This window comes from Halomonas huangheensis (assembly GCF_001431725.1).
GTDB lineage: Bacteria > Pseudomonadota > Gammaproteobacteria > Pseudomonadales > Halomonadaceae > Halomonas > Halomonas huangheensis.
Genome location: NZ_CP013106.1, coordinates 2,028,688 through 2,047,239, shown reverse-complemented (window position 1 = coordinate 2,047,239; position 18,552 = coordinate 2,028,688). Strand labels below are relative to the sequence as shown.

Below are 18,552 nucleotides of genomic sequence, written 5' to 3'. Positions count from 1 at the left end.
GCTGATGGAGTAAGTGATGGATCATTTCCCTCAAATCAAACGCGATCCGCTACTGACAAGTGAAGTTTTTGAAGAGCAAGAAAAATTTTTCTTGAATCGCGTTTTGAATAACAAGAAAAAAGAAGACGCTATAATTGACTCATCAAAAGATCTTGCTACCAGAAAGAGAATCAGTCGCGGCCAAGTTACTGACTTAATGGAGTACACGATACTCAGCTATTCCGCGGGAAAAAACATTGATGACGTCAAGGAAATTTTCTTATCATGCTTGGATTCCTATTGCCAGCACAAGACAGTCTTTCCTGACAATCTGATGCTGTATTGGGAACAAGACTCCTACCAATACTACCTATGGTTCTTTAGTCTTGTCGTAATGACCGGTCAAACCGAAAGTTTACCCGAGCTGATACGCTGGTATTCACCAGCTCCGGATGGCGAAGGGGAAGACCCGTTGCTTTATGCCTTGATGGGACGTTTGGGAATCTTGGGTCTGTCGCCTTCCACCAAGCTGGAGTTTCCCAAATCTTACGGTGCGCTTTATGAAGCCATTCTAGGCGATAGTTCCCGCCCTAAGGAAGAGCGTCAAGTTTATGTCAAACAGTATCTAAAGAGCTGGTACCAGGGTATGGAGGATTGCTACTGGTACGGACGACATAAAGGAAGGTTCCCAACCTTCTTCGGCTACTGGGCTTTCGAGGCGGGGCTCGTCACCCTGCTTTACGACTTGGATGACAGTAGCTACCGGGATATGAAGTACTACCCGAAGGATCTGGTCGATCATGCTCGGCAACAGGGCTATGACAAACTGCTGGACCCGGCATTGATGACCGATCAGCAACGTCATGACATTCTGCTGCCCGGTGCAGTTACACCCTATACAGCACGCTGGAAAAGCAATCTACTTGGCGATGAGATCGTACTGGAAAAAGGTCAAACACTGCCAGGACCACAGCACTCCGATCTCAACCCGAACCATCTGCACTTCTGGATCAGTTTTCGCGATTGACACACAGCTTGCACAGTGCCCCGTCAGCGATGGCGGGGTCGTCAAGTCCTATCGCGGGCACCCCGATTGACCCGAAGGATAACAGTGGTATCGCCTTGCTCAGTGCGTGGCACATTTAATACCGAGAAAGCGGCTCGGATACCAAACATTGTATTTACCGAAAATATGCAAGTAACCTTATCTACCTAACAAGCGCATCCTCGAGATGACACGAACCTGGCTGAACATTTTTAAACTCATCGACGATCAGCATGTATTCGCCTTGCATTCCTGCATACTCCCCCAACACACTGGCCGTCACCTGCTTACCTTCAACACTGATCTCTTCTGGCAACTGATCAATCAATGACTGGTTCTCACGTTGCTGGCTGATCAGTATGAATCGACTGCTGCCAAGATCACACTTGGTCAATATAAGGTTTTCTCATTCGATAGTAATGGTTCCCGAATAGACATCCACCATTGCAGATACATTAGAAGAAAATAGAACCAGGAGAATCGCCGCACCTAATTTAGACATGAACGCCTCTGTCAAATCGCAAAGAATCATTTGGCCAACTATACCTGCGATGATTGGTTGACTCCAGAGCATATCTGCTACAGCTGCCTGTTGGATGTAGCGAAGAATGGCACCATTTTCCTGAAGCGATAGTAAATTAGATGAGGCCAAGTGATGGATCACTTGCACATGCAGGCCGACCCAAGGCTAATTCGATTGTTATCACAGGCCAATGCCGAGCAGCTTGACGGCTATTTATTGGTCGACCTGTCTATTTCGCCACTGACACAACGACTGATACTGAGGCTTCATGAGCAACAGCGCACACTTAGCCTGTTTCAGGGCACCCCTGAGGAAGGCTTTTCCCACATTGCTCCTCACCTGATCCGTTGGGGAGACCTGTCTGCCACCGAAAGAAATCAGGTAATTGACCTCGACCAGCAAGTGCCCGCTTTTGCCTGGTTGTGGACGTCCAACGAAGAAACACCCTCTCCTTTCAGCCATCTCAAGTCCCAGATGGACATGCGCTTGCCAAATGGCGACCTGGCGATGCTTCGTTACTATGATCCGCATGTGTGGATGAAGCTGATGGACATATTGGATGAAGAACAGAAAAAAGAACTGATTGGTCCCGTACAGTATTGGAGTGTCAATGTGGGCCAGCAGCGACATGTGTTTGATTCGCAGGGAACACCAATATGATCGAACTGACACAGGACCAGGAAAGGCAGATGAGACTGCCTGACCAGCAAAGCATGGTGCAGGAGGCGTTGTTATTCTATCAGCACAAGCTACCCTCCATTCACCAGAAACTGGGGCATGGCATATTGGCCTCACGCTTGAATGAAGGCTATGCGGTTGCAATTGAAGTCGGCTTATCCAAGCGGGAGCTTGTCTTCAAGTACATGCTGTACAGTGTGAGCATGCCCGTTCTCAGAGATGCTTCACGAGTAAAGAAACACTTTCAGGAAACACCTGATAGACCAGACTTGGTGGCTCAGGACCTATTCGCATTGCTGGCGTTCCGCCCAGCTAATCCAAATGCAGGGAGGCACTGATGGTAGCACACGCCGCTGGTTTCGTTGTTCGTTGGGGCATAGGAAAAATAGCAGGAAGAATTGCAGGTGCGGGTACTGCTGCGGGTGCAGGAGCAATATTGGGTGACGCCACTACTGATACTGATATTGACGTTGAGGATATCGAGGCTACTGGAGATGTTGTTGGAGAAGCGTCTCTAGAGGGAGTTGCCAACCCCACGAACGAGGATGCCCGCCCCGTTCCCGGCTCAACAACAGATGCGCGCACAGAAGAGTGCGAAGACTGCAATGATTGCAAGCCTAGAGACGGATACATTTTTCAACCTGCTAACCGAAACTACCATACCGGCGGTGGTGACTGGGTTTTCTATCAGCTATATGTAGCTAATATGGGTGGGAACCCCACATTCAGCATGGTCGAAGGAAGAATCCAGGAGTGGAAGTACAATGGCGTGGATTTTGATGGATTCTGGTCTTATTCCTGTACATTAGTAGAGGCTAAAAAAGGATACGATAGTTTTCTTAAAAGAGCTAATGATGGCAGTTGGGAGCCTGGAAACGTTCCTTTCATGGAGGAATCTCTAGATGCTTTCCTTGAACAAGCCGATGAGCAGTCAATGACCATAGAAGACAATAGGCCGACAGCAAGCCTAAGGTGGTATTTTTCGGCCCAACCTACCTACCAATATTTCCAAAAGTCATTTAGGTTATCATTAATAGAAGTCGACTGCCATTTCTACCCATACTCAGATAGCATGTCTTATTATGGTACACCAAGGTAATCATGCATATTATACGGAGGAGAGAATGCCACAAGCAACCATGAACATTATGTCTTTCTACAATCAGGACATGAATCACGCCGATCCAGACAGCGTCTATAATGCATGGTTAGATTTTAACAAATCCATAAAAGGAATAGATCCAGCATTAGACAACTGGTTCTATCTCGCAAAGGCTACTCCAGATGAAGTAGTGTACTTTGATGCAATTAAAGAAAAAGAGAAGGTGATATCGAGTGTTCTTAGGAAAAAGTCCAAAGGAAATAACGTATCTAGAAATGATGTAAAAGGGGCAAGGTTCCGTGCATGGTCCAAGCGCATTCCGGCGAAAGGGCCAGAAAATGAAAGGGAGGACTCGCTGGTTGCATTCAGCAGTTTGACGGGAGGAACCGACAGGAGGCCAGCACGCTTTCATTTGGAAGTGACTGAATTGCAAGATGCTCCTTCAGAAAAAGAGATGGAAGCATTCACAAGAATATGTAAATCAATCTCTGGCGTCACAGTACCTATTTGGTTAAACGCATGTCCTTCAGCTTATATTGACTACGCAGTATTTCCTCATAGACATCGAATTGGATGGATGGCAGTCGTTCCTGGTGCTGACATTTCAGGAGAATTATCTTTTCTTGCATATGATGAATACCTTCCAGATATCGGAACACTTATTGTCACCACAAAAGATCGCTTCAGCATTCTCAACCCTGAGCATATTGAAGCAAGCCAAGCAGCGGAGGTAGCGCTGAATAAACTTGGACTTCTGCCAGAGGCCCGATAACCTTTTGACTGGAGCGTTCCCCTTTCTCGCTCATGATGAGTATATCCCAGATACAGGCACTCTTCTGGTAAAAACTCGTGAATATTGCGATGAACTTAAACCCTTCACATATGGAGTTGGGCCAAGCCATCAAGGCTGCACTATCCAATAGCGGCCTCCTTCCAAAAAAAGGTCAATAAAAACACTAATCACCGGCCATAGCTCTTTCACAATATACTCACAATGCATTTTTCACTGTCAGGTAATACTCTCCCTGACAGTATTCCTGTCTATAGCAACCAGGACACCTGACCAACCAGAATAGCAACCGTTGGAGCTTCCGCTATGACGGTGGCGGCCACCTGATCGAGGAGCAAGGCTTCGACGGACGCCGCAAGACCTATAAGTACGACGCCGCCGGTGCGCTGCTCGAGATGCATGAGGGCGACCAGGTCACTACCTTCAAGCGTGACAGCATGGGACGCCTGCTGGAGCGTCACAGCCAGCGCCCCGGCCTGTTGCCGGTGTCCTCTCAGTTTGCCTATGACGCGCTTGGTCATCTGGTGCGCGCGGCCAACGAAAGCAGTGAGACCCACTTCCACTTCGACGCCGCCGACAACCTGATAGCTGAAGTGCAGCGCCACCAACTGCCCAACGGCAGTGAGTACAGCGCCGTAACCCGCCACACTCACGATGCGCTGGGCAATCGCGAGACCACTACCCTCCCCGACGGCCAGCAGATTGCCTGGTTGCGCTACGGCTCTGGCCATGTACATGCCATGGCACTCAACCAGCAGGAGCTGATTGGCTTCGAACGGGATGACCTGCATCGCGAAGTCCGACGTCACCAGCGCGGCCGCCTGGTCGAATCACGCTACGATCCTGCCGGACGACTCATTGCGCAACAGATCAAGCCCGGCGACCAGGGCCAGACGATTCAACGCCAGTGGCACTATGCCGACAATGGCCTGCTGACCGCCATCGATGACAGTCTGCGTGGTCACACCGAGTATGGCTACGACCCGCTGGGACGGCTGCGCAAGGCCGCAGCACCCGGACTGGAGGAACAGTTTGCCTTCGATCCCGCGGGCAACCTGATCGATCCGCAGGACAGCAGCGATACTGACTATACCGATGCCACGCGCTGGCGTGGCGAGCGGACCAGTGATCACCTGGATAGTGAGCCCCACCAGCATATTCGCGTGGACTATCCCAATGCGCCGAAACTCTCCCCGGCAATGGGCAACCTGCTCAAGCGCTATGCAGGAACCCACTACCACTACGATGACTTCGGCAATCTGGTGCGACGTATCTCGCCTAATGGCGCGACCTGGCAGTACCGCTACAATCCCGAGCATCGTCTGATCGAAGCAGCCCATTACGCCCAGGCCCCCGCTGCGGGCGATACCGCTGAACCCGAGACCCGCGCTCGATATGCCTACGACAGCCTCGGACGGCGTATCTGGAAACAGGTTGAACACCAGGGCAAGCTGCCTGAGCTGACGGTATTCACCTGGGATGGCGACCTGCTGCAGAGCGAAGAGAGTTTTCAGGGCTCACTCCCGAGTATGTGGCCCTCTGATCCGCTGGAACTGGTACGCGAGAACCCCGAGCGCCAACGATCAACCCCCATCGCCAAACGCCTGCATCGGCTGGATACCGTGGCCATGGCCCCGCAGCGCCGAGTCAGCTACCTGTTCGAACCAGGCAGCTTCGTACCGGCGGCCAAACTGGAAGCCCGCTACGAAGCCGTGCCTCAGGCGACCGGCAGCGGTACGGTGCTGTACACCGACTATCGCCTGAGCGAACCAACGCTCTACTACTTCCAGACCGACCACCTCGGCACCCCACTGGAAGTCACCGACAGCGATGGCAACCTCGCCTGGGTTGGCCACTACCGCGCCTGGGGCCAGCTACGCAAGGCCAATGATGGTAACAGCGACAATATCACCACCGACAACCCCTTCCGCTTCCAGGGGCAGTATCATGATGAGGAAACGGGACTTCACTACAACCGCCACCGCTACTATGATCCCGAGATAGGACGCTTCATCACCCAGGATCCCATCGGCCTGATGGGTGGTGAGAACCTGTATATGTACGCGCCCAATCCTACCGGATGGGTGGATCCGTTGGGGTTGGCGAAATGTAATTGTAGTGCGTATGAAGTTGGTGCATTTGATGATCTACAGAGCCGTTCCCAAGTTGGTGATGGGCTCGATATTCATCATGTCGCTCAGAAGCACCCAGCAGGACAGGTGATTCCTGGCTATGACCTGAAAACGGCTCCTTCAATGGCAGTTCCTAGTGCTGAACATAGAGCGATACCAACACTTAGAGGAGAGTATTCAGGAAGTCCTCGTGAGCTTTTGGCCAAGGATGTAAGAGACCTCAGAAACTATACCAATGCTCCAAACTCAGCGATACAAGACCTGATATCTCTTAATAAAGAAATGTACCCAAACTCATTTTAGAGCAGAGAAAAAGACCATGAACGCCGATGATTTTGTAGATGCTTTCAAAAGAGCAGTAAAAGACGGAGCAGTTCAAGATACCATTTCCGTTCTAAAATCCCCTCCAGGACGACGCCCTGCACACGATATTTTAGAGATATCTAAATTTTATAATGAACTGGAAGATAGAGAGAAAGAAGAAATTGAGAAAATCATACAATATGTAGCCGACGGAGCTGCATTTGGAGCACTTTGTGTCTTAGACGGAGTGAGAGCAATCGAGGAAAATGGAGAAAAGGGGGAACTCTCCCTATTTTACAAGAAAGATGGACAGTGCACAGCTATCAATGAAAACAAAGACCTCCATGATATATATCTATCTTTAAAATAGGGTAAGGAAGTAAAAAATATGGAGTAGTGCCATGGTATAGGTAACTATATCTTCAACGCCACCGCTACTATATCCCGTGATAGGACGCTTCATTACCCAGGATCCCATCGGGCTGATGGGTGGCGAGAACTTGTATCAATACGCACCCAACCCGACTGGTTGGGTGGATCCGCTGGGGTTGAGTAAGTGCGATTGTCAGCTAAATCGTGGCTATCATCACGAAACATATAGCAACAAGCCAGTTAAGCCAGTTAACCCAGTTAACCCAGAAAATGCTACTGACCAGTGGGATGAATTCCTTGGCCCTGGCCCTCATACAAATATTCATCCACGAACAGGCCAGGCTGACCCCGGCAGGATTGTGTCAACAGACGGTACTCGAAGTATCAGATATGGTATATCATGAAATGAATGGCTCCCCGGCAAAGCATCATTATCATGAGGAAACATGGACATCAGACCCAAGTAACAACTCAATGAACGTAGACAACACAGTCATTCGCGTTCCTCTACCAAAGTGGTTATGATGCTAATCAGCATAATAGATGTCGTAAAAAATGACCTTCAAGAACAAGTGCACTTTTCTTGTTCGTTAGGCAGCGCGTTCGCCATATGGAAAGGAGGCTCGATAGAAGTTGGAGGAGAACACAATGTCGAGATTGAGATTCCCTATATCACAACATGGGGGGCGAACATATCTCCGTCAACATCCCATTCACCATCAATACAGAGCACTGACAACAAGGTAAAAGTCGTAGGAGAAATAACTTCTTGTGAGCCGGATGGGATTTTATTTCTGTCTTTAGATGGGTCTATTATCATGATTGAGTGCAATAACTTCCCATATGATAATTTGGGCTTTGTAGAGATTTCATGCGACATTATTTACTTATATGATACAAATTTGTAGAAAGCGTAAATTCTAACCTATTTCTCCTACACTAGGCGGGTTCTATACCCGCTACTAAAGGAAGCCCACTACGAAGCCGTGCCTCAAGCGACCGGCAGCGGTACAGTGCTGTACACCGACTATCGCCTGAGCGAACCAACGCTCTACTACTTCCAGACCGACCACCTCGGTACCCCGCTGGAAGTCACCGACAGCGATGGCAACCTCGCCTGGGGCCAGTTACGCAAGGCCAATGATGGTAACAGCGACAACATCACCACCGACAACCCCTTCCGCTTCCAGGGGCAGTATCATGATGAGGAAACGGGACTTCACTACAACCGCCACCGCTACTATGATCCCGAGATAGGACGCTTCATCACCCAGGACCCCATCGGCCTGATGGGTGGCGAGAACCTGTATCAATACGCACCCAACCCGACTGGTTGGGTGGATCCGCTGGGGTTGAACGGCGGAAGAGCAGGAAAACAGGCAAGATTGCGAGAAATTGGCCAAGATCCAAGACAGCCAGCGCATGTACGCGGTTGGATTCAGCAAGAACAAAATGCAATTACCCAAGGAAACCGTACCAATATCAGGAATCCCCCAGGGTACCAGCTAGCTCATAGAAGAGGCTATGAAGCGCAAAAGGGGTTTGGGTATGAATATTCGGAGCCCCAACACACTGATTTGCATCGACTGCAACATAGATATGATGACAAAGGAAGAGCCAACCAGCCCTATGCATGCGGCCGATGTTTTATCAAGGATTAAGAGAGATCTGGTATGAGCAAACAGCTTGAGCTTCTTTCAAAAAAGCCTGTTATGGATCGCTATGTTTTTACGATAAAAAAGATAGCGGATCAAGAGAGTGCTTGGGGGCTTTACAATGATGGATGGGCTTTAAGCGGTAACGAAGGGAGGCAGTTTTTCCCTATATGGCCTACAGAGGAAGCAGCAAGAGCATGTGCATCAAATGACTGGGAAGACTATACCCCTTTAACAATTGATGTGTACTACATGGTTAACGAATTGCTCCAAAAACTTGAAATCGACGGTATTGGCATTGCCATCTTCATGGTCCCTGACCAATCGGCCACGGCAACAAAATCAGCATCAGAGCTTACATCTGACTTGAAAAATGAGTTGTCAAAATACGAGTAATAGCTAGGCAGGAGTAACCGGGAATAGAATTGGCCGAAACCGATGAGTCGCGCATAAGTATTCTAGCTTGAGGTGTGATTTCCGGTGTTGTGGTTTAATGAGTTCCATTTATTCGCGTGAGGCCGCCTCGCACCGGCGGCCAAACTGGAAGCCCGCTACGAAACCGTGCTTCAGGCGACCGGCAGCGGCACGGTGCTGTACACCGACTATCGCCTGAGCGAACCAACGCTCTACTACTTCCAGGCCGACCACCTCGGTACCCCACTGGAAGTCACCGACAGCGATGGCAACCTCGCCTGGGTTGGCCACTACAGCGTCTGGGGCCAGCTACGCAAGGCCAATGATGGTAGCAGCGACAATATCACCACCGACAACCCCTTCTGCTTCCAAGGGCAGTATCATGATACGGAAACGGAACTTCACTACAACCGCCACCGCTACTATGATCCCGAGATAGGACGCTTCATTACCCAGGATCCCATCGGGCTGATGGGTGGCGAGAACCTGTATCCGCGGTAAACGGTCCAGCAACCCCACCTGTTGCGACGTGAGTCAGATCGGTAGAGTGTCTTTCCAGCGCCAGGGAAGCAGCGTGCCGAGGTCGTCCTCCTCGCCAAGGGTTGGCAGGGTCTCGAACACGAACTGCAGACACTCGTAGGGTGACAGGCCGTTGACCTTGGCTGTTTCCACCAGACTGTAGAGGGCAGCACTGGCATGAGCGCCTCTCGGCGTCTAGCTGAACAGCCAGTTCTTGCGACCCACCACGAACGGGCGGATGGCATTTTCCTCCGGATTATTGTCCAGTGGGATCAGACCATCCTCAAGAAAACGCGTCAGCCTTTCCCACTGGCCTGCCAGATAGTGGAGGGCCTTGCCCAGAGCGCTCTTCGGCATACCCGCTCAGCGGCAGCTGCCGCGAGGAGGCATGGAACAGATGGCCCAGCCAGAAGGCCTGTGTCGAGGTCAGCTCGGTCATGGTGTTCTCCTTGAAATCAAGTGACACCAGTCTGACGGACACTATTCAGCTGCATAAGATGCGGTTTGTGGAGCAATTACATTAAAATCATGCGGTTATGAAAAGTTAATGTATGTTTTTCTGCATAAGCACTTACTATCCATTTGTTGTTTTTTCTTTTTTGATTTTGAAGACTTATATCATTAATTGCTAATTCTTTTTTTTGCTAAATTTTATTGCAGTGGGTTATGTATTATTTTTTGTGCCGAAGTAGTAGGCGAGTTGAAATATATGTGGACTGAACTTCGGAACGCAACTAACCTTTCTTTCTATATCTTGTTGCAATCATTTTATAAAATTCCGATTTTTCAGAGGATTGATAGAAGCTCGGAAAACATCTGTATCAATGTTGGTTGATAAAGGCGACTTAAGTGCCTGCGCGCAAGTTTTCGTGCACAGCATGTCATTAAAATCATGCGGTTGTGCAGAGTTAATGTTTTTTTTCTTCTGCATAAGCACTTACTTATGGTGCGCTCTAACAGAACTGATAGATATTGGCAGTGCGCCTCTCCCTCTATCATGTGATGGTTGAGCCCGCATGAGGCGAATACCTCGACGGATCCTGATATAAAATTGGATAGGAACTTTAAATGGAAATTTCAGCGGATTCAGTAGAAAGAACGCCTGGTTCGATGATCGCCAGCAAAACTGTCTACACTCACAGTCAGGAAAGCGGGACTCCAACCGTAACCTTATCGATGGCCCAGTCAAGCAGCCTCCACAACCATAGCCTATTGATGGCAGCTGCTGGCGGGCCTCAGAAGCAAGGTGCGGATATCATTGCTAAGGCTTCGGCACTCGAGTTGCGTCAGATGATGACGCCAGGACAGGGAGACCTAATAGACGCTTATGCTGAAGGGCTGCTTTCATACTTAGTATTTGATGGGATGCAAAACGTCAATAACTCTCAGCCTCCTTCTCTTCTCGAGCCACTGGAGAAAGCTGAAATTAGTTCGGACGTGTTATATTTGGCATCAAGAAGTCAAATCCTACTTGAGGTTGTTCGTAACAGAGCCTTCGCATACGACATAGATAACGAAGGAAAAATAGTCAGAGTTGTAGCCAATTATAAGGGGGGGGGATCAGAAAGCTTGGAACGTGAACCCGCTGATATTGAGCTAAGCTCGCATTCAGGTCTTGAACTAGGGCCGCATACCGAAGCACCCTACTGGTGCTCTTTCAACTCCGAAAATGGTCACTCCCCCGCGCCATCAACATTGATTCTTAGCGCGCTGTGGAATCCATTGAAAGAACCTACGACTATTATTCCCATCGATTCAGTCCTTCAAAGCATTGGCGCAATCAATGCACTTGCATTAACATCAAAAAGTTTTAAGTTTACACGTAGCGACTCATTTGTTGATGAAAAAGGAGAAGATGGCAATGGCGTATCTATTCTTGACTACAGTGCGAGCAACGGTTTCGCCATACGATATAACTCCTATCGTTTCTCGGTAGTTGAGGACGCACCCATTATGATCAGAGATTCTTACTCCAAATTTATATCGGCGATGGGTTCTGCCCAACACGAAAAAATCGTCTTAAATCAGAATACTGCTGTCCTAATAAACAACTACCGAAGCCTGCATTGTCGCGATGTTATCAAAGATAATCGACGACTTCTCGTAAGGCTGTTCGGTTACTGCATGAAAGCGGCCCCAATCGTTTTGAACGAATCACCAATGATAGTTAAAGGTTAGCTTATATTTATAATTTTAAATTTTCACCTGATGCATTACATTTATTACTGGGGTTGTGTGTGATGAATTTAGAATTAGTCACAATATTAGGATGCGTCGCTTTCTTCGCCGGATTTTTTGACGCAATTGCTGGAGGTGGAGGGCTAATAACCTTGCCAGCTTTATTTTTGGCCGGAATCGACCCAGTCACAGCTATTGCGACGAATAAATTCCAAGCCGCATCTGGTACATTTTCAGCCACAGTTGCGTTTGCGAGAAAAGGCCTTATACAATGGCGAGAGGGCCGGTATCTAGCAATATTTAGCTTTTTAGGCGGGGGCAGCGGAGCGCTGCTAGTAAGCAGCATCAACCAAACATATCTTCAAGCGGCTGTTCCGGTGATGCTAATCCTAGTGGCGCTATATTTTAGTCTAGCACCGAAGGTTAGTGACTTAGATAGAAAGCAACGCATTAGCATTCTTGCTTTTTCCTTTTCCATTGCACCATTACTCGGCTTTTATGATGGAGTTTTTGGTCCCGGCGTAGGCTCTTTCTTCATGGCCACTCTTACGATGCTTTGTGGGATGGCCATGTTGCGCGCCATGAGTTTCACAAAGCTTGCAAACGTATCATGCAATTTAGGGTCACTTACAGTTTTCATGACAAAGGGGGTGATTTTGTGGCCAATCGCTCTCAGCATGGCAATCGGTGCATTTCTAGGCGCTCAGCTTGGCGCACGTTGCGCTCTAGTTGTTGGGCCTCGCTTAATTAAGCCTATGCTCATCGTAGTTTGCTGCTTCTTGGCAATAAAATTGCTCAGCGCTCCGGAAAATCCATGGCATGCTGCGTTCGTACAGTACTGCGCCAAACCAAATGAACTATAGGCAGCGAGCGTTGACACAACATCCTATGCTTGAAAACTTCGTGATTACCAAATCCTGCATTGGCCCGCATGATCGTGCTATCAGGTATAGGGTCTACACTCGCAAAACATCCAACCCCACTCTATTGGCGATACACGGCGCCCGTTCAAATTTAGAATCTCTTGATCACTTGTTACATAACCTTTTGACCCAAAGAAATATACATAGCGCGAGCTTCGATTTATCCGGTCACCATACAGACCAAAATTTAATGGGAGAGCAGTCCTCACTTCATCGCAACCTTTCAGAAGCACAGCACCTAGCTGGCATATTCAAACCTAATATCAACACGCTTCTAGGTTATAGCTTGGGAGGAGCGATAGCGCTGAAGTTAGCAGAGCGCCATCGCCACACTTTTGAAAAGCTGATCCTTGTATGTCCCGCAATCTACAGTGAAGAAGCCTATAGCCGTCCATTTGGGAAAGAATTCAAAACTGCAATCACACAGCCTTACAGCTTCTTGAATTCTTCCTCATATGAATTTCTTAGGAGCTTCACAGGCCGTGTGCTCTTGATTATTGGAGAGCATGACGGGCTTCGAGCAATGGATTACGAGAAGTGCGAAGGAAGTTCGGTTGGTTTAATCTCCTCTTGCGATGGGAGCGCGCTATACAGTCCAATTCCCGCGGAGGTAATCGAAGGTATAGAGTCTGCCACAAACGCCAAACTGAAAAAATTGATAATTCCAGGTTGCGATCACCACATTCTGTCTAAACTGAGATCGGATCTATCAGCAAAAGAACTAGTAACTAATTGCATATCTGATTTTCTGACTTGAAAGGCTAGCCTTTCAAGTCAGACCGAAACCATATTCCCCTGTATTGCTTTTATTATTTCCTGACGATAACGCTAAACCTTCTCCTGACGTTATTAAAATGAAAGTTAACAGTCGATTCGCTACAGCTTAATATTTCTGCAATCTCCCAATTTGTTTCCCCCACAGCTGACCATTTTATCACATCCTTCTTGTGAGTATTAAGTGCTTAACCTTAAACTTTCGTGCATTATTGGTATGAGTGGCGTGCCTTCAGCGTAAGCGCCGTTAAAACGACGTACTTGCCCTATTCGTAGGCAGGCGTATCTTTTGAGGTGCTCTCAAGAGGGACATTCCAAGGCAGCAGGGCGTTCAGCGCCGCCTCACTGGTCGGTAAACGGTCCAGCAACCCCACGAGTCAGACCGGTAGAGTGTCTTTCCAGCGCCAGGGAAGCAGCGTGCCGAGGTCGTCATCCTCGCCGAGGGTTGGCAGGGTCTCGAACACGAACTGCAGATACTCGTAGGGGGACAGGCCGTTGACCTTGGCTGTTTCCACCAGACTGTAGAGGGCAGCACTGGCATGAGCGCCTCTCGGCGTCTAGCTGAACAGCCAGTTCTTGCGACCCACCACGAACGGGCGGATGGCATTTTCCTCCGGATTATTGTCCAGTGGGATCAGACCATCCTCAAGAAAACGCGTCAGCCTTTCCCACTGGCCTGCCAGATAGTGGAGGGCCTTGCCCAGAGCGCTCTTCGGCATACCCGCTCAGCGGCAGCTGCCGCGAGGAGGCATGGAACAGATGGCCCAGCCAGAAGGCCTGTGTCGAGGTCAGCTCGGTCATGGTGTTCTCCTTGAAATCAAGTGACACCAGTCTGACGAACACTATTCAGCTGCATAAGATGCGGTTTGTGGAGCGCTTACTATCCGCTATAGCTGGAGCTGCAATAGGACCATGCCCCAGTCCGACGACACACTTCGCGCAGAGAAGATGGCCAGAATTCAGGGTATAAAAAGGGATGTCTTGAACGGGGTATCTGGATCAATACAGCATTGATGACAGATATTGCTGGGTACCTGTTTTCCATAACATGGCCCCTTTCCACTGTCAGCATCATCAATAGGTAACGGTGACCACAACAGTGTCGCTATATGTCCCCGGTGAAGGGGTCATCTGTGCAGGTACGCGGCCGTATACGCTCAAGTTCTGCTCTCCACCAACACCTGCACCGCTCACCGTATCACTGCCAATGGTGTTGCCCCATGGCTGGCTGTGAGCGGCATCCCGATAAAGCCCATAGGTAATCGCCTGGTCACCCAACGACATACGTCGCTGTGTCGGTCCGTCACCATTGAGTCCGTTATTCAAGCCGATATTGTAGGTCGTGCCAGAGGTGCAATTCACGCTGATAGCCCCAGTCGCGCTCACCTCAGTGTCCAGCACTCCGTGATCACCGAAATTGATGTCTTGCGCGGTAACATTGCAATTCGGAGCGACGATTGCCTGCACATTGAAACTCGGACGGGTGGGGTTCCGCGTCAGAGCATTGCAATCCGTCGTCCCACTTGCGCGCCAATTGAACTCAACCTGGCCTCCTGAGAACGTCGATGTATAGGTGCCAGGCGGAGCGGCCTGCTGATTCCCGGCAACCCGTGCATAGATCGTCCGAGTGGTGGATACGGACCCCAGGATCGGTACCGATAGCTGCAGGGCTACCGGCGTCCCGAGAGTTGTCAGCGTACGTGAGCCCCAGGGTGTTGCACGCGCGGCGTCCTTGTATAACCGGTAGTCCAGGCGGCTACCTCCGGGGCCAGTCATATGACGGATGCCGGAGGTGGCTCCCCCCACCCCGGCATTCAGGTTGAGACAGACACGGAACGTCGCACCCAACGTAGAGTTGCAGGTGACATTGACGGTTCCTGTGGTGTCAACGACGCCACCCGCCAGCGTATTGACAGTACCGAAGTTGACATTGGTTACGCTGAAGGAGCAATTGTTAAGTACCTGTGCAACCGCCGATAGCGGCTGCAGGAAGATAAGTGTCAACAGGATCAGTATGAGGCGCAGCATGCGATTTCTCACTCAACCGGGTGGCAGACCACATTGGGGATAGTGACTTGTTCTCCTTCTCGCGGCTCATAACCGAATTCAGCGGAGCAACGCCCACGACCACGGAGGTCCACCGTGATGCGATTTCGCGAGTCAAGCCCGGTGATAAAAGCCTGACCGTCGTAACCGATGACAAAGCTGCTTGATGCACCCTCTACGCTACCGACCGTTCCCGCTTGCAGGTACTCGCCTGCCTCGTTTCTCAGGGTGACGAGCGCGGCCTTGGCATCGGTAACTACGTCGAAGTCGACAACGGTGCCGCTGCGATCAGCCGGAACCGTTACGATGCGAGTACCACCTACCGTCGCATCAACAGGAAGGTTTGTCGGATCAATCGTGATCTGGTTGGGTTCGTAGGAACGTAGATCAGGCAACAGAAGCTTTCCCTCTGGGTTGGTATGCCCCACTGGACGGTTTTCATACTGCACCCCAACACCGGGAACACCGGTGTCAACGATGGTAAAGGCATCATCGATACGGTTAGCCAGAAAAACATCCTGACTGGCAAAGACCACAGCACCATCAACCTGAGCCGTTGCGCGATAAAGATCGTCAAACTGCTCGACGCCAGCTTCAATACGGGCAAAAGACGGTCGGTAACTGATCGCCGCCGTTCGGTTGGTAACCGCTCCTTCAGTGTCTCGAAGGCGCCAGCCAACACCGCCGATCTCCGCATTCTCTGTCTTCACGAGGTCCGTCGTAACGGATGTTCCATCGGAGTCGGAGGAAACACTGGCCGACGTATAGAGGTCGTCACCGAGGGGAATCGAAATACCCACGAATGCACCGAACGCATCGTCATCTTCCAGGTCGGTGAAAGCACTGGCGAAGATGGATGCTCTGCCGACTGGGCGAGTGAAGGACAGCCCCAGAATTTCAGAGCGATCGTGTTCAACCGTCTCGAGATGGGTGTAGCTCAAATTGACCGTTGAAGGATCGAACTGCAAAGGAGCCGAGATCGATGCCTGGTCGAGCTTACGCGGAGGAGCCGCGGTAAAAACTCCATCGTCCGGCCATGTCGACTGGGCTGCCTCGGCCGTTACGCCGGCGATGTCGTTGTAACTCCCGAACGTGCGCTGCGTTCGTGTAAAGACGTGCATGTCCCCCACTTCGAACTCCACACTTCCTGCAAGCTGATAGCCGGTCTGACCATCGAAGCTGCTCGCAGCCCCCGCCAGAGAGCCCACGCCCATCGGCCCCAATCCAAACACTGTGCCGGCACCACCATTGATGAGCCCGCCACCTACTTCGGTATGGCCTTCCAGCGTCAACTGGTCGGAGATTCCGTAGCGAAGCGTGCCAGAGCCCATGAAACTGCCGTCGTAGTCGTTGGATTCGACCCCATAGAAGCGACGTGCAAAGCCGGCTTCAGCCGAGTAATCCCAAAGCCCTGACGCGAGCAGATCGGATGAAGCGAAGAAGGGAGTCTCCGAGCTCGTCTCGCGCCCCAGCGCGTCGCGTACCACCACACGAGCCGTCCCACTTCCCGTGACGACCGGCAGGTTAGTGACCTGAAACGGACCCGCCGGAATCTCCTCGGAAACCCGGCGTGCATTGTTGACGTAGATATCGACAGTGGAAGGAACCGCTGCAGATCCGGAAAGATCCGGCAATGGCATGGTCACCAGGTCCGGCCTCAGCCCGAAATTGCGTTGGACCTGCAGGCCACCAAGCCGGGTTGGGCGAGTCCAGCTCAGACCTCCCGTGATGACATCTCCGGCTCGGAACGATGTCAGCCATTCAGGATTCGAATAGGACCAGGTGGTATCAAGGCGCGTCGAGTCGTAACGTTCGTTCGGCGAAACGCTGACGACATATGAATTCGTGAACACACCAACTGGACTGAAGATGCGCCCTTCGAACCACCCCGAGACACCTTCAAAGCCCCAGATGTCATCCATGTCATCGCCACCGGTGCTGGTATACAGGGTGTAGTTCATCAGTGCGCCAAGACTACTTTGCGCATCAGTTCCAGCGGCACCATCGCGAACACCTCCGCGCCCTTCTATGACCCGCTCGGACAACGCAGCGAACTCAACGGTAAAGTGGATACTTTGACTGGTCTCGCGATAATCGGCGGAGACCCCCGGAAGCTGTGCGATATCGACAAGCCCATTCGACTGGATGGCCTCGTCTGCTGGGTAGATACCCACGTTACGCAACTGATCAGGGGAGATCGCAAGACTCCCATCGACGCTGTGACGAAAGACGGCAACCAGATCAGTCGAACTGCCGTTGATGAAGACCTCCAACTGCAGGTCTCGCGCACCGACCGATAGAGCTCCGGCAGAACCGAAGTCAGTGACAGGACGGGGAATTGTCCCTGCGCGTGCCTCTCCATCGTACAGAGGTGTCAGCAACTCAACCGATATTGACACCAGAATACTAGCCGCCACTGAGACGTGCGGTCGCATCAAAACTTCCTGTTTCGCTGTCCGCCGTTATTGTCATCGACTCTCCTGACACGCCTTCGATACTCCTGCCCGGAACAAACCACCTGGCAGTCGAATTTCCCAGCACATAACCGACAAGGCCGTCGTGCCGTGCAACGACCGCACTGCCATTGCTCAAGGAGAGGTTGGAGACCTTGAACCTGCGCGCTCCATCATTACGGACCGTGACCATATAGCCACCTTGGCGCTGATCGACGGACCAGGCGGGAGCCGCTTCCGGAACATCAGGATCGGCAAAGAACACAGGAATGGAATGCCGCACTACAAGGGAGACGGTACCAGCCTCTCGTTGCGATGAGGTTGGCAGCTCATCCACGATCAGCCGATAGCTTTCTTCTGCCTGCACTGGCTGCTTTGCGGTTCGCACGACCCGTACGAGATTCTCTCCGCCAGGTTGCAATGTGGTGATCGGAGGGCTGGCAACGACATCACTTGCTTCCTCGTAGACATCTTCACCATTCTGCTGAGTCCAGCGAAACACGCGAATCTGGACGTTGATCGGTTGCTGTGCATCGTTCCAGATTCGGATCGTGGATGCCGCAGTCGGCGCGCTGAGATCAAGAATAACTGGAGCAACACGCAGCGATGCTGCTTCTGAAGGTGCCACGAGGGTTAACGCAGTAAGGAGGCACCCTACCAATATGG

The 18,552-nt window shown here is 50.9% G+C and carries 20 protein-coding genes and 2 pseudogenes; 14 read left to right on the top strand and 8 right to left on the bottom strand.

Annotated elements, in window-relative coordinates; genetic code table 11:
• Nucleotides 1-16: 16 nt before the first annotated feature.
• Nucleotides 17-1,006, top strand: coding sequence for a PoNi-like cognate immunity protein (locus AR456_RS09170; RefSeq protein WP_021817705.1), 990 nt, complete (start codon nt 17-19; stop codon nt 1,004-1,006).
• Nucleotides 1,007-1,187: 181 nt separating this feature from the next.
• Here AR456_RS09170 and AR456_RS09165 read toward each other — a convergent pair whose 3' ends face one another.
• Both AR456_RS09165 and AR456_RS21255 read right to left on the bottom strand, forming a co-directional pair.
• Nucleotides 1,188-1,418 (bottom strand): hypothetical protein, encoded by a 231-nt coding sequence (locus tag AR456_RS09165; protein WP_021817706.1) that lies wholly within the window; start codon nt 1,416-1,418, stop codon nt 1,188-1,190.
• Nucleotides 1,419-1,430: 12 nt separating this feature from the next.
• Nucleotides 1,431-1,676, bottom strand: coding sequence for a hypothetical protein (locus AR456_RS21255; RefSeq protein WP_155829155.1), 246 nt, complete (start codon nt 1,674-1,676; stop codon nt 1,431-1,433).
• Nucleotides 1,677-1,679: 3 nt separating this feature from the next.
• On the opposite strand from AR456_RS21255, the gene AR456_RS09160 reads away from it, so the two are divergent.
• The 10 genes from AR456_RS09160 to AR456_RS09120 all read left to right on the top strand — a co-directional run bounded on the left by AR456_RS09160 (nt 1,680) and on the right by AR456_RS09120 (nt 9,494).
• Nucleotides 1,680-2,207, top strand: a complete 528-nt coding sequence (locus AR456_RS09160; protein ID WP_021817707.1) for a DUF4123 domain-containing protein — start codon at nt 1,680-1,682, stop codon at nt 2,205-2,207.
• Nucleotides 2,204-2,563 (top strand): hypothetical protein, encoded by a 360-nt coding sequence (locus AR456_RS09155; protein WP_021817708.1) that lies wholly within the window; start codon nt 2,204-2,206, stop codon nt 2,561-2,563. The genes AR456_RS09160 and AR456_RS09155 overlap by 4 nt, the downstream gene beginning before the upstream one ends.
• Nucleotides 2,563-3,324, top strand: coding sequence for a Tox-REase-5 domain-containing protein (locus AR456_RS09150; protein WP_021817709.1), 762 nt, complete (start codon nt 2,563-2,565; stop codon nt 3,322-3,324). Before AR456_RS09155 ends, AR456_RS09150 begins: the two co-directional genes overlap by 1 nt.
• Before the next feature lie 25 nt (nt 3,325-3,349).
• On the top strand, nt 3,350-4,099 hold the full coding sequence (locus AR456_RS20945; protein WP_162148473.1) for an Imm52 family immunity protein: 750 nt from the start codon (nt 3,350-3,352) through the stop codon (nt 4,097-4,099).
• 413 nt (nt 4,100-4,512) lie between these two features.
• Nucleotides 4,513-6,552, top strand: a complete 2,040-nt coding sequence (locus tag AR456_RS09140) for an RHS repeat-associated core domain-containing protein (protein ID WP_056932998.1) — start codon at nt 4,513-4,515, stop codon at nt 6,550-6,552.
• 16 nt (nt 6,553-6,568) lie between these two features.
• The gene (locus AR456_RS09135) at nt 6,569-6,922 is read left to right on the top strand and encodes a hypothetical protein (protein ID WP_021821151.1); all 354 of its coding nucleotides are present in this window, start codon (nt 6,569-6,571) and stop codon (nt 6,920-6,922) included.
• Between the two features lie 115 nt (nt 6,923-7,037).
• Complete coding sequence (locus AR456_RS21805; protein WP_417935331.1) at nt 7,038-7,328, top strand: RHS repeat-associated core domain-containing protein; 291 nt, start codon at nt 7,038-7,040, stop codon at nt 7,326-7,328.
• A 582-nt stretch (nt 7,329-7,910) separates the two neighbouring features.
• On the top strand, nt 7,911-8,585 hold the full coding sequence (locus AR456_RS21580) for an RHS repeat-associated core domain-containing protein (RefSeq protein ID WP_021821149.1): 675 nt from the start codon (nt 7,911-7,913) through the stop codon (nt 8,583-8,585).
• 12 nt (nt 8,586-8,597) lie between these two features.
• The gene (locus tag AR456_RS09125; RefSeq protein WP_021821148.1) at nt 8,598-8,975 is read left to right on the top strand and encodes a DUF2750 domain-containing protein; all 378 of its coding nucleotides are present in this window, start codon (nt 8,598-8,600) and stop codon (nt 8,973-8,975) included.
• A 165-nt stretch (nt 8,976-9,140) separates the two neighbouring features.
• Nucleotides 9,141-9,494, top strand: a complete 354-nt coding sequence (locus AR456_RS09120) for an RHS repeat-associated core domain-containing protein (protein ID WP_021821147.1) — start codon at nt 9,141-9,143, stop codon at nt 9,492-9,494.
• A gap of 33 nt (nt 9,495-9,527) precedes the next feature.
• On the opposite strand, the pseudogene AR456_RS20935 reads toward AR456_RS09120, so the two are convergent.
• Nucleotides 9,528-9,866 (bottom strand): annotated as a pseudogene (locus tag AR456_RS20935) (IS66 family transposase); the annotation flags it as partial.
• Nucleotides 9,867-10,580: 714 nt separating this feature from the next.
• Here AR456_RS20935 and AR456_RS09115 point away from each other — a divergent pair.
• From AR456_RS09115 to AR456_RS20930, 3 genes are all read left to right on the top strand, one after another.
• On the top strand, nt 10,581-11,690 hold the full coding sequence (locus AR456_RS09115) for a Fe(II)-2OG oxygenase family protein (RefSeq protein WP_202903978.1): 1,110 nt from the start codon (nt 10,581-10,583) through the stop codon (nt 11,688-11,690).
• Between the two features lie 62 nt (nt 11,691-11,752).
• A complete protein-coding gene (locus AR456_RS09110; protein ID WP_021821144.1) occupies nt 11,753-12,553 on the top strand; it encodes a TSUP family transporter in 801 nt (266 codons plus the stop codon).
• Entirely contained in the window at nt 12,510-13,370 is an 861-nt protein-coding gene (locus tag AR456_RS20930) for an alpha/beta hydrolase (RefSeq protein ID WP_081694745.1), read from the top strand. Before AR456_RS09110 ends, AR456_RS20930 begins: the two co-directional genes overlap by 44 nt.
• 52 nt (nt 13,371-13,422) lie before the next feature.
• Here the strand turns inward: AR456_RS20930 and AR456_RS21800 are convergent, their stop codons facing one another.
• From AR456_RS21800 to AR456_RS09095, 5 genes and pseudogenes are all read right to left on the bottom strand, one after another.
• A complete protein-coding gene (locus tag AR456_RS21800) occupies nt 13,423-13,551 on the bottom strand; it encodes a LuxR C-terminal-related transcriptional regulator (RefSeq protein ID WP_081694744.1) in 129 nt (42 codons plus the stop codon).
• Between the two features lie 213 nt (nt 13,552-13,764).
• Nucleotides 13,765-14,103 (bottom strand): annotated as a pseudogene (locus AR456_RS20920) (IS66 family transposase); the annotation flags it as partial.
• 358 nt (nt 14,104-14,461) lie between these two features.
• Entirely contained in the window at nt 14,462-15,415 is a 954-nt protein-coding gene (locus AR456_RS09105) for a Csu type fimbrial protein (protein ID WP_021821142.1), read from the bottom strand.
• Between the two features lie 8 nt (nt 15,416-15,423).
• Nucleotides 15,424-17,868 carry a fimbria/pilus outer membrane usher protein gene (locus AR456_RS09100; protein WP_021821141.1) on the bottom strand — a complete coding sequence of 815 codons (2,445 nt, stop codon included), beginning with the start codon at nt 17,866-17,868 and terminating at the stop codon, nt 15,424-15,426.
• On the bottom strand, nt 17,840-18,514 hold the full coding sequence (locus AR456_RS09095) for a fimbrial biogenesis chaperone (RefSeq protein WP_021821140.1): 675 nt from the start codon (nt 18,512-18,514) through the stop codon (nt 17,840-17,842). The genes AR456_RS09100 and AR456_RS09095 overlap by 29 nt, the downstream gene beginning before the upstream one ends.
• Nucleotides 18,515-18,552 lie beyond the last annotated feature (38 nt).

What these genes read in the sequence shown, in the direction of transcription:
- AR456_RS21805 (WP_417935331.1), top strand. Translation starts at nt 7,038, where the DNA reads ATGGGTGGCGAGAACTTGTATCAATACGCACCCAACCCGACTGGTTGG.
- AR456_RS09105 (WP_021821142.1), bottom strand. Translation starts at nt 15,415, where the DNA reads ATGCTGCGCCTCATACTGATCCTGTTGACACTTATCTTCCTGCAGCCG.
- AR456_RS09100 (WP_021821141.1), bottom strand. Translation starts at nt 17,868, where the DNA reads ATGCGACCGCACGTCTCAGTGGCGGCTAGTATTCTGGTGTCAATATCG.
- AR456_RS09135 (WP_021821151.1), top strand. Translation starts at nt 6,569, where the DNA reads ATGAACGCCGATGATTTTGTAGATGCTTTCAAAAGAGCAGTAAAAGAC.
- AR456_RS09115 (WP_202903978.1), top strand. Translation starts at nt 10,581, where the DNA reads ATGGAAATTTCAGCGGATTCAGTAGAAAGAACGCCTGGTTCGATGATC.
- AR456_RS09110 (WP_021821144.1), top strand. Translation starts at nt 11,753, where the DNA reads ATGAATTTAGAATTAGTCACAATATTAGGATGCGTCGCTTTCTTCGCC.
- AR456_RS09150 (WP_021817709.1), top strand. Translation starts at nt 2,563, where the DNA reads ATGGTAGCACACGCCGCTGGTTTCGTTGTTCGTTGGGGCATAGGAAAA.
- AR456_RS20945 (WP_162148473.1), top strand. Translation starts at nt 3,350, where the DNA reads ATGCCACAAGCAACCATGAACATTATGTCTTTCTACAATCAGGACATG.
- AR456_RS09125 (WP_021821148.1), top strand. Translation starts at nt 8,598, where the DNA reads ATGAGCAAACAGCTTGAGCTTCTTTCAAAAAAGCCTGTTATGGATCGC.
- AR456_RS09140 (WP_056932998.1), top strand. Translation starts at nt 4,513, where the DNA reads ATGCATGAGGGCGACCAGGTCACTACCTTCAAGCGTGACAGCATGGGA.
- AR456_RS09170 (WP_021817705.1), top strand. Translation starts at nt 17, where the DNA reads ATGGATCATTTCCCTCAAATCAAACGCGATCCGCTACTGACAAGTGAA.
- AR456_RS20930 (WP_081694745.1), top strand. Translation starts at nt 12,510, where the DNA reads ATGCTGCGTTCGTACAGTACTGCGCCAAACCAAATGAACTATAGGCAG.
- AR456_RS09160 (WP_021817707.1), top strand. Translation starts at nt 1,680, where the DNA reads ATGGATCACTTGCACATGCAGGCCGACCCAAGGCTAATTCGATTGTTA.
- AR456_RS09155 (WP_021817708.1), top strand. Translation starts at nt 2,204, where the DNA reads ATGATCGAACTGACACAGGACCAGGAAAGGCAGATGAGACTGCCTGAC.